14 protein-coding genes are annotated in these 15,426 nt (G+C 69.1%); 4 read left to right on the top strand and 10 right to left on the bottom strand.

Features of this window, described 5'->3' with window-relative positions; translation table 11 throughout:
- Positions 1-7: 7 nt before the first annotated feature.
- The 3 genes from WMF27_RS36075 to pyrH form a co-directional block, all read right to left on the bottom strand.
- Positions 8-1,243, bottom strand: a complete 1,236-nt coding sequence (locus tag WMF27_RS36075) for a KamA family radical SAM protein (RefSeq protein WP_437764339.1) — start codon at positions 1,241-1,243, stop codon at positions 8-10.
- The gene (locus WMF27_RS36070) at positions 1,230-2,306 is read right to left on the bottom strand and encodes a peptidylprolyl isomerase (RefSeq protein ID WP_437764340.1); all 1,077 of its coding nucleotides are present in this window, start codon (positions 2,304-2,306) and stop codon (positions 1,230-1,232) included. Before WMF27_RS36070 ends, WMF27_RS36075 begins: the two co-directional genes overlap by 14 nt.
- 105 nt (positions 2,307-2,411) lie before the next feature.
- Positions 2,412-3,173, bottom strand: a complete 762-nt coding sequence (gene pyrH, locus WMF27_RS36065; protein ID WP_437764341.1) for a UMP kinase — start codon at positions 3,171-3,173, stop codon at positions 2,412-2,414.
- 288 nt (positions 3,174-3,461) lie between these two features.
- Between pyrH and rpoZ the strand changes: the two genes are divergently transcribed.
- The gene (rpoZ, locus tag WMF27_RS36060) at positions 3,462-3,704 is read left to right on the top strand and encodes a DNA-directed RNA polymerase subunit omega (protein ID WP_044966694.1); all 243 of its coding nucleotides are present in this window, start codon (positions 3,462-3,464) and stop codon (positions 3,702-3,704) included.
- Between the two features lie 109 nt (positions 3,705-3,813).
- Complete coding sequence (locus WMF27_RS36055) at positions 3,814-4,701, top strand: class I SAM-dependent methyltransferase (RefSeq protein ID WP_437545123.1); 888 nt, start codon at positions 3,814-3,816, stop codon at positions 4,699-4,701.
- 171 nt (positions 4,702-4,872) lie between these two features.
- On the opposite strand, the gene WMF27_RS36050 is transcribed toward WMF27_RS36055, so the two are convergent.
- Positions 4,873-5,610 carry a metallophosphoesterase family protein gene (locus tag WMF27_RS36050; RefSeq protein WP_437764342.1) on the bottom strand — a complete coding sequence of 246 codons (738 nt, stop codon included), beginning with the start codon at positions 5,608-5,610 and terminating at the stop codon, positions 4,873-4,875.
- Positions 5,611-6,097: 487 nt separating this feature from the next.
- Here WMF27_RS36050 and WMF27_RS36045 point away from each other — a divergent pair, with 487 nt between their 5' ends.
- Both WMF27_RS36045 and tssM read left to right on the top strand, forming a co-directional pair.
- Complete coding sequence (locus WMF27_RS36045; protein ID WP_437769964.1) at positions 6,098-6,790, top strand: hypothetical protein; 693 nt, start codon at positions 6,098-6,100, stop codon at positions 6,788-6,790.
- Positions 6,791-6,886: 96 nt separating this feature from the next.
- Positions 6,887-9,802 carry a type VI secretion system membrane subunit TssM gene (gene tssM, locus WMF27_RS36040; RefSeq protein ID WP_437764343.1) on the top strand — a complete coding sequence of 972 codons (2,916 nt, stop codon included), beginning with the start codon at positions 6,887-6,889 and terminating at the stop codon, positions 9,800-9,802.
- Positions 9,803-9,817: 15 nt separating this feature from the next.
- Here tssM and rimI read toward each other — a convergent pair whose 3' ends face one another.
- The 6 genes from rimI to WMF27_RS36010 all read right to left on the bottom strand — a co-directional run bounded on the left by rimI (position 9,818) and on the right by WMF27_RS36010 (position 15,047).
- Entirely contained in the window at positions 9,818-10,342 is a 525-nt protein-coding gene (gene rimI, locus WMF27_RS36035) for a ribosomal protein S18-alanine N-acetyltransferase (protein WP_437764344.1), read from the bottom strand.
- Positions 10,339-11,547 (bottom strand): vWA domain-containing protein, encoded by a 1,209-nt coding sequence (locus WMF27_RS36030; RefSeq protein WP_437764345.1) that lies wholly within the window; start codon positions 11,545-11,547, stop codon positions 10,339-10,341. Before WMF27_RS36030 ends, rimI begins: the two co-directional genes overlap by 4 nt.
- A 62-nt stretch (positions 11,548-11,609) precedes the next feature.
- Positions 11,610-12,890, bottom strand: coding sequence for an alanine racemase (gene alr, locus WMF27_RS36025; protein ID WP_437764346.1), 1,281 nt, complete (start codon positions 12,888-12,890; stop codon positions 11,610-11,612).
- A gap of 99 nt (positions 12,891-12,989) precedes the next feature.
- Positions 12,990-13,526 carry a hypothetical protein gene (locus WMF27_RS36020; RefSeq protein ID WP_437764347.1) on the bottom strand — a complete coding sequence of 179 codons (537 nt, stop codon included), beginning with the start codon at positions 13,524-13,526 and terminating at the stop codon, positions 12,990-12,992.
- A gap of 436 nt (positions 13,527-13,962) precedes the next feature.
- Positions 13,963-14,553 carry a GTP-binding protein gene (locus WMF27_RS36015; RefSeq protein WP_012239857.1) on the bottom strand — a complete coding sequence of 197 codons (591 nt, stop codon included), beginning with the start codon at positions 14,551-14,553 and terminating at the stop codon, positions 13,963-13,965.
- An 11-nt stretch (positions 14,554-14,564) separates the two neighbouring features.
- On the bottom strand, positions 14,565-15,047 hold the full coding sequence (locus tag WMF27_RS36010) for a roadblock/LC7 domain-containing protein (RefSeq protein ID WP_012239856.1): 483 nt from the start codon (positions 15,045-15,047) through the stop codon (positions 14,565-14,567).
- Positions 15,048-15,426: the final 379 nt, after the last annotated feature.

Genomic DNA, 15,426 nt, shown 5'->3' with positions numbered 1-15,426 from the left:
CGGCGGCTCAGCCGCCAGGCCCCGCCGGGGGGTCGACGTACTCGACCTCGACGCCGCGGTGCGTGCGGAGGACGGTGCGCCCCGGCCGGCGGTCGACGACGTAGTCGGGGCCGATGGGCACCTTGCCCATCCCGCCGGGCGTATCCACGATCAGCTTCGGCAGCGCGATGCCGGTGAGCCGGCCCTGGAGCTGCTCCATGAGGGAGACGCCGGTCGCGAGCGGCGTGCGCAGGTGCGCCGTGCCGCGCACGGGGTCCATCTGGAGCAGGTAGTAGGGGCGCACCCGCCAGCGCACGAGACCCCGGAAGAGCGTGGCCAGCGTCGTCGCGTCGTCGTTGATACCGCGCAGCAGCACGGTCTGGTTCATGACGGGGAAGCCGTGATCCGCGAGGCGCTTGCAGGCGCGCTCGGCGGCGGGCGTGAGCTCCTTCGGGTGGTTGAAGTGCGTCATCACCCAGAGCGGGTGATACGGCTTGAGCGCGCGCACGAGCTCTGCGGTGATCCGCTGCGGCAGCGTGACCGGCACGCGCGTCGCGATCCGGATCGTCTCCACGCTCTGGATCTGCCGCAGCCGGGCGATGAGCCGCACGACGCGGTCCGTCGAGACGGCGAGCGGATCGCCGCCGCTCACGATGACATCGCGCACTTCCGGGTGCGCCTCGAGGTACGCCATCGCCGGCGCGAGGCGCTCGAGCGCCACCGCGCCGCCGCCGTCGCCGACCATGCGTGATCGGGTGCAGAAGCGGCAGTAGACGGCGCAGCGGTCGGTCGCGAGGAGCAGCGCGCGATCCGGGTACCGCTGCACGAGGTGAGGCGCGACCTCGTGCGCGACCTCGCCGAGGGGGTCGACCAGATCGCCGGGCACCTCGGCGGCCTCGTCGGCGAGCGGCACGCACTGCCGGCGGATCGGGCACGCCGGATCGCCGTTGTCGCAGAGGCTCAGGTAATAGGGGGTGACGCGGATGGGCAGCCCCGCCTTTTCGGCGCGCCGGGCGCCAGCGAGCTCCTCCGGCGTCAGCGACAGCGCCCCGTGGAGCGCGTCGGCGCTCGAGAGCGCGTGACGCAGCTGCCAGGTCCAGTCGCTCTTCCGCGTCTTCACGCGGGCGGATCGCGCTCCCTGCTGCGCGCTCGCGGCGAGCGGCCCCGCTCGCTCCGGCAGCGCGGCGGCGTGGGCGTTCGCGCCTTCCTCGCCGGGTCGCCGGGCGAGCCGCGCGGCGGCGACGAGCTCGCTACTTGCCGGCATCGCTCGACGGCGCCGCGGCAGCGCCGGACCGCTCCGGCTGTGGCGTGCGGGGCTTCGCGGGATCAGGCTGCGCCGCGCTCCCGGTCTCCATGAGCTGCTCCGGCAGCTTGACCGAGGAGAGCGCCGCCTCGTTGATCTCGACGGGGAATTTCTTCCGCAGCTCGTCCTCGAGAGTGCGCTCTTGGTCCTGCATCTTCTGCTGGAGGAGCGCGACCCGGATCGAGCGTTCGGCCTCCGCGAGCTGGCGCCGGTGCCCGCTGGTGAGCCCGTTCAGGCGGACGATGAAGAACCGTCCGTCGGCCTCGACGACCTCCTTGCCGACCGCGCCCACGCCGCCGATGCGAAACGCGGCCGCGCGGACCGGCTCTGGGACGCGGGGGTGGGCGCCGCGCGGATCGCCGGGCGGGCTGACGATGCCGAGCTCTCCGGCCAGATCGAGCGGCGGGGCCGCGCTCTTGTCCTTCGGCGCCGTGAGCGAGTGCTTGAGGAAGAGCTCACCCCACGCGCTGCTGCTCCCGGCCTTCTGCGCCTCCTTGAGGACCTTCTCCCCGAGCGCTCGGTCGCCGACGACGATGGCGGCGACGCGCCTGCGCTCGGGCTCGCTGAACTTGTCGGCGTTCGCCTCGTAGTACGCGCGCACCTCGGACGCGGGGATGTCGGCCGGCGCGGGCAGGCCCTTTCGCGCCCGGGCGATCATCGCCTCGCGGAGGATCTGCCGGATCGTGTCCTCGACCGCGGGGTCCTTGTCGAGGCCTCGGCGCCGGGCTTCCAGCGCGAGCAGCTCCGCGTCGATGAGCTCGCTGAGCAGCTCGCGGCGCCGCTCCTTCGTCTGGTACCGGAGCCGATCGAACTGGTCCATTCGCTCCAGCGTCCTGCCGAAGTCGCCCAGCGTGATCGCCTTGTCGCCGACCTTCGCGAGCACGCGCGCCGACTGCTCGGCGGTGAGGCCGAAGACCGGATCCCCCGCGTCCGAGGGGACCTGGAGGGCCGGCTCATCGCAGCCCGCGACGAGCGCGGCGAGCGAGATGGCGAGCAGGGGTCGGCGCACCGGAGCTCGGGACATTGCTGGCTCGGGGTCTAGCACGGTTTCAGCGTGGCTCGAGGTCGCAGCGCCTCGTTCGGGCTGGCGCGTCGGCGGACGCCTCGGCTCGTCGCGCGGAGCACTCGCTCAGTCGACGATCGTGCCGATCTCTTCGCCCCTGCAGACGCGGAGGATGTTGCCGCGGGTCATGAGCTTGAACACCCGGATGGGCATCTTGTTCTCGCGGCAGAGCGTGACTGCCGTCGAGTCCATGACCCCGATCCTGTCAGCGAGGAAGCGGTCGTAGCTCAGGTGCGCGAACATCTGCGCGCCTTCGTGGCGCACGGGATCGCGGTCGTAGATGCCTTCGACCTTGGTCGCCTTGAACAGCGCCTGCGCCTGGATCTCCATGGCCCGCAGCGCCGCCGCCGTATCGGTGGAGAAGAACGGGTTGCCCGTGCCCGCGGCGAAGATGACGATGCTGCCCTTCTCCAGGTGCCGCATCGCCCTGCGGCGGATGTACGGCTCGGCGACCTGCCGGATCTCGATCGCGGTCATCACGCGCGTCGGCACGCCCGTCTTCTCGAGCGCGTCCTGGAGGGCGAGCGCGTTGATGACGGTGGCGAGCATGCCCATGTAGTCGCTCTGGGAGCGGTCCATCCCCGCGCTCGCGCCCTTCAGCCCGCGGAAGATGTTGCCGCCGCCCACGACGACCCCGATCTGCACCCCCATCCGCTGGAGCTCGGCGACCTCGCCGGCCACGTGGTGGAGCGTCTCGGGACGAATGCCGAACCCCCCTTCCTCGCCGCAGAGCGCTTCGCCGCTCAGCTTGAGCACGATGCGGCGGTACTTCAGCCCGGGGGCCGGACGAGGGGGAGGGGGAAGGAGAGAGTCCTGTTCAGCGGCCACGGTGGGGCCTCGTAGCCGGGACCTGCGTGGAGGGCAACGAACAACGTGAACCCTCGCCCGGGCGAAGCTGCAGCGCGCGCCGCAAAGGAGGAAGAGCGAGGAGGCAGAGCCAGAGGAAGCAGCAGCAGAGAAAGCAGAGCAAGCAGAGCAAGCAGAGCAAGCAGAGCAAGCAGAGGAAGCAGAGGAAGCAGAGGAAGCAGAGGAAGCATCGGCAACAGAGCAGGCAGACCCGCCGGGGCGGCATGTACCTTGCGTTTGCTGGAGCGGGGAGCTACTCTCGGTCCCCCTATGGCGCGTGTGACTGTGGAAGACTGCCTCGAGCGTGAGGAAAACCGTTTCGCTCTCGTCGTGCTCGCGGCCAACCGGACGCGGCAGCTCATGAAGGGCTCGGACGCTCTCGTGAAGACGAAGAACAAGCCTGCCGTGACCAGCCTCCGAGAGATCGCGGCGGGCAAGGTGCACTTCCACCGGAGCTCCCACGAGGTCGTATCCGAGTGGCTCCAGCAGATGAACGCTGGCGGCCAGCGCTGATGCCGCATCGGAAGGGCGCGCGTCCGGTGATGCGCGGCCTCCGTAGAGGCTCCGTTCTGCAGCTCGCTCCCGTCACCGTGCCAGCGCTGCGCTTGATCTACTGCCTCGCATGAGCGGGATGGCCACGAGGCGGCCGGCGCGCGTTTCGGGCTCCGGCCAGCGTCGCGATCCGGAGCTCGAAGCAGGGACGTCGGCCCACTACGAGGATCCGGCGTACTACGCGAAGACGTACGCGCGCCGTAAGGATGACGTCCGCTACTACGTCGACCTCGCCGTCGCGTCCGCGGGGCCGGTGCTCGAGTACGGCTGCGGTAACGGGCGGATCACGCTGCCTGTCGCGAGGGCGGGGGTCCAGATCACCGGCGTGGACCTGTCGGCGCCGATGCTCGGCGATCTGCGCGCGCAGCTTGGACGCGAGCCGCGCGGTGTCTCCTCTCGCGTGAGCCTCCGGCGGGGCGACATGCGGGCGCTGCGGCTAGGGCGCCGCTTTCCGCTCGTGATCTGCCCGTTCAACGCCTTCTTGCACCTGTACACGCGCGTGGACGTGGAGCGATTCCTCGCGCGAGCGCGCGAGCATCTGACGCCGAAGGGCGAGCTCGTCTTCGACGTTTCCATGCCCGAGCCGGCAGAGCTCGCGCGAGATCCGGATCGCGCCTATGCCACGCCGCGCTTCCGGTACCCCACGAAGGATGGCCCTGGCGAGTTCGTCCGGTACACGGAGCGGTTCGACTACGACAAGGTCCGGCAGATCCTGTTCGTCTCCATGGAGTTCTCGCCCGTCGACGGCGGCGAGCGCTGGATGACGCCGCTCGCCCATCGCCAGTTTTACCCGCAGGAGCTCGAAGCCTTGCTCCACTACAACGGCTTCGAGCTCACGGAACTCCGCAGCGATTTCTCCGCGGAACCGCCCGACAACCAGACGAGCATGCTGCTCTATCATTGCCGGCCACGCCGTTCTGCCAGGGCTCGCCGCCCTGGACATGACGGGGGCCGCTGAAGGGGGCGCGGCACCGGCGCGCGAACGCCCGGCGCCCGCTGCGCCTCGCGCCGCCCTGTGGCGGCGCCCGGTCGGCATCAGGCCATGCGCGACGTGTCCGCGCACGAGCGCGTGTGTGCCCCTTGGTCCTGCAGCACCGAGCATGCGCCAGCGCCGCCGTTGCCTGGAGCCTCAGACGCCGATGTAGAGGCGGTGGGCGAAGTTGCGCTCGAGTTTGGCGCGCAGCACCTTCTCCGCCGCCGTCTCGATATCGTACTCGACGCGCTTGAACTCGAAGCGCTTCGTTTCGCTGTCGTAGACCGTGTAGCTCGCGCGGTTGTCGTAGTCCCGCGGCTGTCCCACCGAGCCGACGCTCACGATGTACTTGCGACCCTGCTCAAGCTGGAAATCCACCGCAGGGAGCTCCTCGACGCTGTTCGGTGTGAGCGCGAACACCTTGCAGAGGTGGGAGTGGCCGATCAGCGTGATGTGACCGAGCTCGTTCCACATCGGGAGGCACTCGCGCGCCTGCTCGGGGGCGAAGATGTACTCGAACTCTTCGAGCCGGACGGGCGAGCCATGACAGAGGTCGACGTTGATGTCCGTCAGCTTCTCCTGGTACGTCAGGCTCCGGAGCCAGGCCGCGTTCTCGGAGGACAGCATCGCAGCGTGGGTGTCGAGCGCTTGCCGGGCGGCCTCGTAGTAATACGAGTAATCCATCCGACCCGCGACGGCCGCGTCGTGGTTGCCGAGGATCGTCTTCTTGGCCACCTTGCGGACGAGATCGGCGCACTCGTTGGGCGAGCCGCCGTAGCCGACCGTATCCCCGAGGCAGTAGTAGACGTCGATACGTTCGTGGCGGTAGGACTCGAGCACAGCGCTGAGCGCCTCGTAGTTGGCGTGCGTATCGCTGAAAATCCCGAGTCTCATTTCGACGCGAGGGCGGAGCTTAGCACGAAGGCCTCGACTTCCGTTAGGAATTCAAACCTGGATCCACGGATGGGCCGGTCGGACCGGCACGGAGCTTTGTCGACTCGGCGTTGTATCGGCTGGCTCGTCGTTTCTGCTAGCCCCGGCGGTTCTGCTAGCCCCGGCGGTTCTGCTAGCCCCGGCGGTTCTGCTAGCCCCGGCGGTTCTGCTAGCCCCGGCGGTTCTGCTAGCCCCGGCGGTTCTGCTAGCCCCGGCGGTTCTGCTAGCTCTGGCGGATCCATCGGGTCCGTCAGCTCTGTCAGTTCTGTCAGTTCCGTCGGTCTCGTCAGCTTTGTCGGCTCCGACGGAGCGTGCTTCCGCTGCGCCCGAGGATCTGCAGAGGACGGTCGAGGGCCGGACATGGGCCTTGCGGAGCTTGCCGAGGCGCTCCCAGCACGACCACGTTGACGAGCGGCCACCCGCACCGGAGAAGAATAGCGTGGAGCCCATGAATACCAAACAGAACGGTGCAGGGACGTCTCCGATTTCTGCGGAGCGGCCGGCCGAGTCTGCGCCGTCCGCTGCAGCTGTCGAACCTGTCGCGCCGCCGCCGTCCACCGTGGAGGATCTCGCCGAGGGGTGCGTGCGGTTTGTGGAGCGCGCCCTCGGCGTACGGCTTGACTATCGGCCGGAGACCTTGCCTCTGCTCGACCACTACCTCGAGCAGGCGCGTGGCGCGACGTCGGAGCGGGCCGAAGCGTTGCCGATGGTCGCGCACATGGCAGGCGCTTACTTCGGTGAGGTGATCCGGCGCCGGCACGCGTCGTGGTGGCGCCTGGATGGCGAAGACCCGACCTACTGGCAGGTGCAGTTCGGCTCGGTTTTCCTCGCGTTCAGCCCCGTCCTCTTCGTGCGCGAGGCGCTCACGCGCGAACATCGGGCCGACGCCGCGCTGGACCTTGCAGAGGACTCCCTGAGCGGCGATCCGGCGGCGCTGGAGCTGGAGGAAGACGATCGCGAGGCGGTCGCGGCCAGGCTCGCGGAGCTGCCGTCGGTCTCGGAAAACGAGTACTACGCGCCCTCGACGCGGCTCGAGGTGATCGACATCGCCGTGGACGCGATCCGTTCGCGCCGGCTCGCTGCCGGCGAGGATACCGACGCCGCGCTCGATCCGGGCGACTACGAGCGCGGCGGCGGCTGACGCGGGGATCGCGGCGCGCGGGGTGTGGGGCGCCCACGCTCGGCGGCGCCGCGTGGACGTGCTCCGGAAGCGGCGACAGGTGGTATCGTCGCTTCCGTGTTGTGGGTCCTCTTCGGGCTGTTGTTCCTCATCTCGTGGGCGGCGTTCTTCACGTTCGACCTGCCCACCGCGATCCCGATCGCGACGAGCGTCGTCATCGCGCTCGCCGCGATCGCGCTCTTCGTGTACCGCCGGATCAACGCGCGCCGCGCCGCGTCTGCGCTTGAGCGGGCCATCGTCCAGCAGGGAGCGCAGCAGGCGCTCAACGCGCGGCCCGAGCGCCGCGCCGAGATCCAGGAGCTCCAGCGGCAGGTCCAGGGCGGCATCAGCGCCCTGAAGAGCTCGAAGCTCGGCAAGGGGAAGGAGCACGGCAACGCCGCGCTCTACTCGCTGCCCTGGTACGTCATCATCGGCCCGCCCGGGGCGGGGAAGACGACGGCGTTGAAGCACTCCGGCCTCGTCTTCCCGTACGCGCACCCGAGCAACGGCGGCGGCGTGCGCGGCGTCGGCGGCACGCGCAACTGCGACTGGTGGTTCACCAACGAGGCGATCCTCCTCGACACCGCGGGGCGCTACACGACGGAGCAGGACGACCACGAGGAGTGGATCGCGTTCCTGCAGATGCTCCTCAAGCACCGCGCTCGCCGCCCGCTCAACGGCATCCTGGTCGCCGTGAGCGTGGCGGATCTCATCGACGCGAGCGAGCAGCAAGTCGAGCTGATGGGGAAGAAGCTCCGGGCGCGCATCGACGAGGTGATGACGCAGCTCCACATGGTGCTGCCCGTCTACCTCCTGTTCACGAAGTGCGACCTCATCGCGGGCTTCTCGGAGTTCTTCGGCGACATGCGCAAGAGCGACCGCGCGCAGGCGTGGGGAGCGACGCTCAAGCTGAGCGCGGACAAGGCCGACCCAGGGAGGCTCTTCGACGCCGAGTTCGACGCCCTGGCGAAGCAGATCCACGCCCGCTCGCTGAAGCGGCTCGTGATGGAGCGCAGCCGCGAGGCGCGCGAGCGCGTCTACCAGTTCCCGCTCGAGTTCTCGGGTATCCGGCGGAACCTCTCCGATCTGGTCTCGACCGTCTTCATGGTCAACGCGTTCCAGGGGACGCCCATCTTTCGCGGCTTCTACTTCACGAGCGGCACGCAGGAGGGCAGGCCGCTCGACCGGGTCCTCCAGCGCATGGGCCAGGCGATGGGGATCCGCACGCACGAGGCCGCGGCGCAGCAGAACGTGGAGTCGAAGAGCTACTTCCTCCACGACGTCTTCATGAACGTCGTCTTCCCGGACGGGGACATCGCCGCGAGGAGCGCGAGCGAGATCCGGCGCCAGCGGCTCGTTCGCGGCGCGATCAGCGCGGCGGCCGCGGCGCTCGGGGTCATCCTCGCGATCCCCAGCGTGGTGTCGTTCGCCAACAACCGCGCGTTCCTGCGCGACGTGGAGGCGGACGCGCGCACCGTCAGCGCGCTCCGATGGGAGGACACGCGACCCCTCTCGGAGAAGCTCGCCGCGCTGCGGCCTGCGCTGGATCGGCTGAAGGAGATCGACAAGGCGCGCGAGGAGGGGCCGCCGGACGGGAAGGGGTGGACGATGTTCCAGGGCGAGACGGTGTACCCGCCGCTCGTGCACGTCTACGTCGCCAGCCTCCAGAACGGCTTCGTGATCCCGTGCAAGCAGCGGCTCGAGGATCGCCTCAAGCTCGCGAAGGGCGACCACTACCTCCGCGAGCGGAACGACCTCAAGCTGTACCTGATGCTGAGCGACGTCGAGCACCTCGACGTCGCGTGGGCGAAGGACAGGTTCACCTCGCTCTGGGCCGAGGTGCTGCGGGCGACCTCGAACCTCACCGAGACCGAGCTGAAGAAGCAGCTCGAACGGCACGTCGAGTACTACCTGACGCTCATCAAGGAGAAGCGGGTCACGCCGATCGCGCGCAAGGAGGATCTGGTCGCGAGCGTGCGCGCGACGCTCCAGGCCGTGCCGCCGCGGAAGCGGTACTACGACTTCTTCGTCAACGCGATCATCGAGGAGAAGTACGACGAGACGGGTGACAACAGCCGCGCCAACCGCAAGTACCCTCCTCACACGCTCGGCGACATGTTCGCCGACCGCCCCGCCGTGCTGAAGATCATCGGCAGCAAGCTGTACGCGAAGGAGAAGCGCTGGAAGGAGGTGGACGGTCCGTACACCGAGAGCGGGCACTTCGCGGTGCTCGAGAGGCTCGAGAGCGGCGCCGGCAGCTTGATGGCTGAGCGGTGGGTCGTGGACCTCGCGCCCGGCGAGGAAGCCTCCATCAACAAGAACCTGGACGGCCTCGCGGCCGACTACGACGTCAGCTACATCGCGCAGTGGACCGACTGGATGGCGGACCTCACCGTGCGGGTCCCGGCCAACCTGAAGGAGGCGAAGGAGACGTACCAGGCGCTCACCCAGGCGGATTACCCCTACCTCCGCATCCTCCGCGCTCTCGAGGACAACACGCAGTGGAAGCGGGATCGCAGCGCGATCGAGGACTCGGCCCTGGTCAAGCGGGGGAAGGAGTACCTCGATCGAAAGATCGAGCAGAAGACGAGGCTGAAGGTCCCCGTCAACGTGAAGCTCATAAGAAACCGGCCGAGCTCGGTGCCGGATGAGTTCAAGCGGACCGTCGAGTTCGGCGTGCCGGCCGCGCCGAGCGGCTCGGCGCCGATCACGGACACGCCCCTGGCGAGGTACGTCTCGTTGCTCAGCGCGCTTCGCGACGAGATCCAGCGCCTCGAGGATCTGAACCCCAACGTCGACGCGCGCCTCATGGCCGATCGGTTGATCGAGGCGACGCGACAGGCCGACGCGCTCCTCCAGCCCTTCGACGAGCGGGCCAAGACGCTGCTCCGGCCGCTGTTGCTCACCCCGATGCAGGTGGTGGCGGCGCGGCTGCCGCCGCTCGCCGCGGTGTCTCGCTATCCCGCGGCGGCGCCTGCTGGGGGCCCGCGCTGAGCCACGCGGCGCGGTTCAGATCTCGATGCGGATCTCGTCGCGGCCTGGTTGCACCGCGCCGGTCGCTGGATCGAGCGTGAGCACCATCTCGATCGCATCCTCGCCGTTGTCGCTGTAGTACCGAGGGCGTACCCCCATCGCGGTGAAGCCGAGCTTCCGGTAGAGCCGGATCGCTGCCCGGTTCGAGCGGCGCACCTCGAGCAGGATCAGCCGCACTTGCTGCTGCCGCGCATACTCGAGCGACCGGTTCATCAGCGCCGTCGCGAGCCCGCGCCGCCGCGCGGCCGGGCAGGTGGCCACGTTCAGCACGTGGAGCTCGTCGGCGACGTGCCACGCGATGAGGAAGGCGAGCGCGCTCCGCTCTTCGCGCGCGACCCAGCAGCGCGTCCAGGGGCGGCGCAGCTCTTCTCGCGCGGAGAATTGCGGCACGTCGAAGGCCGCGGACGCGACGGCGTCGATCTCGTCGAGCGCAGCGTCGTCCGCGGCGTCGGCCGTCAGCTGGCTCAGCGAGGCAGAGGGCCTCGTCGCGTCGCGCTTCACCTCGCCACCTCCGTGGGACAGCCGGAGACGATCTGGACTTGCCCCACCCGCCCGCTCTTGAGCTTCGCGCAGGCTTCCCCGAGGAGCTCGATGACCGCGGGCGACTTCCAGCGCCAGCCGTTCTCCGGGTCGTAGGCGACCAGCTCGTCGTCCAGGTAGACGTTCGTCTGTCCCGCCTCGGGAGGCGGGTCGACCAGGTCGAACTCGCAGGAGACGACGATGCTGGCGATCTTCGAGAGGACGTTCCCCAGCGTGTCGAGGTCGTCCACCTTGAAGTAGAACGGGCTCACGAACTGCGCCGTGCCGCCGGCGAGCGCCATCTGGTCGAGGACATCGCCGTAGAACTCGCTCCCCGGGATGCCGACGACGTAGACCTCGATCCCGCTCGCCGCGAGCCGCTCGATCGCGGCGACCGTATCGTCGCGATCGAGGCACCCTTCGGGGCCCGAGGGGCCCAGGGGCGAGCAGCAGTTCTCCTCGGGGTCTGGGCACTGCTGTTCGATGTTGGCGATGCACCCGTCGGCCTCGCAACTCGCCGAGCTGTTGCAGTTCGGACCGCCGTCGGTCGCGAGCACGACGATGGTCTTGCCGGGGAGCTCGACGAGCTTCGGCGTCAGCGCCGTGAGGGTCGCCGCGGTAGGCGTGCCGCCGAGGGGCGCGGCCCGCGTCGCCGCGCGGAACCGCGATGTCGTCGTGGAGCTCGCCTGTCCCTCTGCGAAGGGAGCCCCCGGCGTGACAGCGAACACCTCGCCGCCCGGCCTGCACGGCGCCTCGTCGGTCGCGTCCAGGGGGAACACGGCGGCGCCGACGTTGATCAGCGGGCCCAGGTTGCGCACGAGGTCGACCGCGGCCGCATGGACCCGGTCGTATCGGGTCGCGATCGAGCTCGAGGAGGCGGGGCTGAGCATGCTGCCCGACGCATCGAGGACGAAGTAGATGTTCGGCGCTTCGGCGATCTCGACCTGGTGGATCCGGTTGCCGCAGAGCCCTCCCGCGTCCGCGGCCGGTGGTCCGCTCGGGCCTTCGGTGTCCGGATCGAACCCGTCCTCCGGCTCTTGCGCCTCCTGACCGGCGCCGCTGCGCGGGCGCTGCTTCGTGACCTCGTCCTCGCATGCGGTCATCGCCCCGCCGCCGAGCGCGAGCGCGGTCCCGATGCAGAGGAGCATGCCGCAGGCGCCGGCTCGCTGCTTCACGGCCGTCTTCATGGCGAGCAGCGTATCACGCCCGTTCGAGCCGGCAGCGCCAGCGCGGGCGCCGCCGCGCGCGTTCAGGGCTCGCGGTAGAACCTGGGCACGCGGCGCGAGATGCTGGTCAGCACCTCCCAGGCGATCGTCCCCGTGAGCCCCGCGATCTCTTCAGCGCTGATCGCGCCGCGCCCGAGCGGCCCGTCCTGCGCTCCGAGGAACACCACCTCATCTCCCAGGCGTGCTCCCGGTACATCCGTCACGTCGAGCATCGTGAGATCCATCGACACGGCGCCCGCGATCGGCGCGCGTTGACCGCGCACGAGGGCGGCCCCGCGGTTCGAGAGCTGGCGGCTCAGGCCGTCGGCGTACCCCATCGGCACGGTGGCCACGACGCTCTCCCGGGAAGCTTGCCAGGTGTGGCCGTAGCCGATCCTGTCGCCCTTCGCGATCGTGCGCAGCGCGACGATCTCGCTGCGCACCCGGATGACCGGCTTGAGGTCGGGCGCGAGCCCTGCGCACGGCGATATTCCGAAGAGCGCGACCCCCGGACGGACGATGTCGAGCCACGCCGCAGGGAGGCGCAGCATCGCCGCGCTGTTCGAGGCGTGCCGCACCCGCGGCGTGAGGCCGAAGCGCTTCGCTCGCTGCTCGATCTCCCCGAAGAGGCGCATCTGCTCGATCGTCACGCCGAGATCGTCGGCGTCCGCGCAGGCGAGGTGGGTCATGAGCCCGTCGAGCCTCACCTCCGGGTGCTTGGCGAGCGTCGCGAGCACCGCCTCGATCTCCGAGCTCGCGGCCCCGAGCCGTCCCATGCCGGTGTCGACCTTGAGATGGACGCCCACGCGACCGCGCTGCTCGAGCCGCACGACGCTCGCGAGGCGCTCGATCTGGCCAGCGTCGTAGACGACGGGCACGAGGTCGCGCGCGATGATCTCCTCGAACCCGTCGCGGCGCGGGCCGTAGTAGCCGCCCATGACGAGGATGGGCAGCCGGATGCCGGCGTCTCGCAGCTCGATGGCCTCCTCGAGCAACGCGACGCACAGGCCGGGGATCCCTGCGCGCTCGAGCGTCCGCGCGACCGCTGGCGCGCCGTGGCCGTACGCATCGGCCTTGAGCACGCCCCAGATCTGCGGCTTCGTCGCGCCGGTCAGCCCTCGCTCGAGGACGCGCAGGTTGTGCCGCAGGTGCGCGAGGTTCACCTCGGCGCGGGTCGGCCGCACGGCGTCCGCGGGCGCCGCTCGCCGTGGCCGCAGCACCCGCATGGGGCCTGCGCTCACGCCGAGCCCCTCGAGGGGCGACGCCGCGCCGTTGCGATCAGGAGTCGTGCTGCTGAGCTCTTTGGGCGCGTGCGAAGCGGACATCGTGTACGCCGATAGCTCTACGCTCGATCGCGGGTCAAGATTCCAGGCCATCTTGGTGTGACAAGGTGAGGCATCCGCGAGGAGAGCCGACGACGTCGATCAGAAGCAGCGACGCATGCACCGCGAGTACTTGCCGGAGCATCCTTTTTCGCAGGCGGCGGATTTGCAGTCGTCCTGGCATTCCTTCCAGTCCGCCTGGCACGACGCGCCGCACTTCGCGCCCGGCGGCGCAATCTCCTCGGCGGTGTTCGACGCCGAGGCCGCAGCGCCGCCGTCGTTCGCGTCCGGGTCTGCATGGGCCTCCTCCGTCGCCGCCGGCGCGGCCACGTCGGCGGTCAGGAGCCTGGGCGGCGGAGCGAGCGCGCTGGTCGGCTCAGGCACGGCAGGGGCTCGGCTGCTCGGCGGAGTCCACTCGCCTTCGTCGAAATCGCTGGCGTGGCTGAGCTGCCTGGCCCGCAGCGTGGCGTACTCCACACGGTCGCGCGTCTGGCCGAACGTACAGAACTGAAGCCACTCGTCCCAGCACGCGCGCCGCAGGGTCGGCTTGACATCGGCCAGCGAGTCAAGCGCCATGCAGTGCTCGAAGCGTACGTCCCCCTCGTAGACCGCGTTGATGCTCGCGCCGCATGCGGTCACCGAGGCGGCGGCTAGGCAGAGGAGGGTCCTGGACCGCACGTCGTAGAACACCGATAGCAGAAAAGCTCGGCCCTTGTGCCAGGGCCCGTCCTATCCGCCGCGGGAACCTGCCGGTCGCCCGGTCGAGGTGCTCTCCGGTTGAACTTTGCCCTGTGATGCCGTACGTTGCCGCCCCTTCGCACCGGCGGCGGCGGCACGACGCCTCCGCGCCGGGCGCCTCAACGGAGCCTGTTCATGTTCCTCATGCTGTCGAAAGGTCCCCGGAAGACCACGCGCTCCAAGTCGAAGCGCCACCGGTCCAAGCTGAAGGCGAAGAACCGCAACCGGCGCAACCGCATCTACCAGCGCACCTGATCGTTGCACCGAGCGCGAGCGGGTCTACGGCCTCGCTCGCGGTGCGTTCTTCGATCCAATCTTCGGGGCCGGCCCCTGGAACCTAGGGGCCGCCCTTCTTCAGCTCGGTCAACACCAGCTTGGCGACCGCCTTGAGCGTGTCGAACACCCCGACGCCGGTCCGCGCGACCCCCTCGAAATCGGGGACGTTCGTCGGGTTGAGCAGCGAGCGGAGCTCCTCGACGGTGCCGATCTCCGGCAGGTCCCGCTTGTTGTACTGGATGACGTACGGGATCTTGTCCAGCGAGTAGCCCTGCTCGGCCAGGTTCGTGCGGAGGTTCTCCACCGACTCCTGGTTCGCCTCGATGCGGCCGAGCTGCGAGTCTGCCACGAAGACCACGCCATCGACGCCCTTCAGGATGAGCTTGCGGCTCGCGTCGTAGAAGACCTGCCCCGGCACCGTGTACAGGTGGAACCGCGTCTTGAAGCCGCGGATCTCGCCCAGCGCGAGCGGGAGGAAGTCGAAGAAGAGTGTCCGGTCGGTCTCCGTGGCGAGGGAGATCATCTTCCCCTTCGCGTCCGGGTTGGTGCGCTCATAGATGTACTGCAGGTTCGTCGTCTTGCCGCAGAGACCCGGGCCGTAATAGACGATCTTGCAGTTGATCTCGCGCGCCATGTAATTGATGAAGCTCATCGACCGCGCTCCTAGTCGTTGAAGAGGTTGTCGATGTCCTCGTCGGTGATCTCGGCGAACGGCGAGTCGGCGCCCGGCTCCTGCACCTTCTTGAGCAGCGCTTCGAAGATGTGGTTGAGCTCCTCGCTCGCCTTTCGCACCCGGAGCCTCACCAACCCGAGGCTCGACTTTGAGTCGAAGATCACCACGAGGATGACGCGGTTCCCGACCAGCTGGATGTGGATGTTCGCCTTTTCACCCTCGTGGAACTGAGTGGCGAACTCGTTCTCCTTGAGGAGCTTCGCCATCCCGCCCGTGGCGGCGATGTTCCCCGCCGTCAGCGAGGCGAGCGACGTGGTGTCGAGGTTGTCGACGTCTCCGCTCGCGGCGATCAGTTGCCCGTTTTTGTCAACGATGAAGACGACCTTCGCATTGGCGTCCTTGACGAGGCGATCCACCACGCTCTGGATCTGATTGAATTCCTCCTCGTACATCACCATCTGAGGGTTGACCATCGTTCCTCCGCCAGCGCTCTCGCGATGGGGCCCTGGGCATTGCGGGCTCTGTCGCCCTTGTCATCACCGGGCGCCGCACGTGCGGTCCCCGACCATCGTCATCCAACTGGCTTCCCGCTGCGCGGGCTTGCCTTACCACCGGTACCACGTTCGCGGCCTGACGCTCGCTGCCTTGGGACTTGCAGGGCTGGTTCGCAGCGCGCAGTGCGGCTGCTCCTCGACCGTGCACCCGTACATCTTGGGACGTTTCTATCCGAAGCAGGTGCGGCGGAGCAAGGCGGCCCTTTCTGGAAGTTGGAGGATCGCACGGCCGAACCTCGCCGAGCCCTTGCCGGACCCCGTCGGAGCTCGCTCCCCCTGCTTCCGGGGGAGGCTCGGT

Source organism: Sorangium sp. So ce281 (assembly GCF_051527395.1).
Classification (GTDB): domain Bacteria; phylum Myxococcota_A; class Polyangia; order Polyangiales; family Polyangiaceae; genus Sorangium; species Sorangium cellulosum_B.
The sequence above is the reverse complement of the archived record's forward strand: the minus strand, read 5'-3'. Positions and strand labels throughout refer to the sequence as shown.

What these genes read in the sequence shown, in the direction of transcription:
- alr (WP_437764346.1), bottom strand. Translation starts at nt 12,890, where the DNA reads ATGTCCGCTTCGCACGCGCCCAAAGAGCTCAGCAGCACGACTCCTGAT.
- rpoZ (WP_044966694.1), top strand. Translation starts at nt 3,462, where the DNA reads ATGGCGCGTGTGACTGTGGAAGACTGCCTCGAGCGTGAGGAAAACCGT.
- WMF27_RS36075 (WP_437764339.1), bottom strand. Translation starts at nt 1,243, where the DNA reads ATGCCGGCAAGTAGCGAGCTCGTCGCCGCCGCGCGGCTCGCCCGGCGA.
- WMF27_RS36045 (WP_437769964.1), top strand. Translation starts at nt 6,098, where the DNA reads ATGAATACCAAACAGAACGGTGCAGGGACGTCTCCGATTTCTGCGGAG.
- WMF27_RS36050 (WP_437764342.1), bottom strand. Translation starts at nt 5,610, where the DNA reads ATGAGACTCGGGATTTTCAGCGATACGCACGCCAACTACGAGGCGCTC.
- WMF27_RS36055 (WP_437545123.1), top strand. Translation starts at nt 3,814, where the DNA reads ATGAGCGGGATGGCCACGAGGCGGCCGGCGCGCGTTTCGGGCTCCGGC.
- WMF27_RS36010 (WP_012239856.1), bottom strand. Translation starts at nt 15,047, where the DNA reads ATGGTCAACCCTCAGATGGTGATGTACGAGGAGGAATTCAATCAGATC.
- WMF27_RS36070 (WP_437764340.1), bottom strand. Translation starts at nt 2,306, where the DNA reads ATGTCCCGAGCTCCGGTGCGCCGACCCCTGCTCGCCATCTCGCTCGCC.
- WMF27_RS36015 (WP_012239857.1), bottom strand. Translation starts at nt 14,553, where the DNA reads ATGAGCTTCATCAATTACATGGCGCGCGAGATCAACTGCAAGATCGTC.
- WMF27_RS36030 (WP_437764345.1), bottom strand. Translation starts at nt 11,547, where the DNA reads ATGAAGACGGCCGTGAAGCAGCGAGCCGGCGCCTGCGGCATGCTCCTC.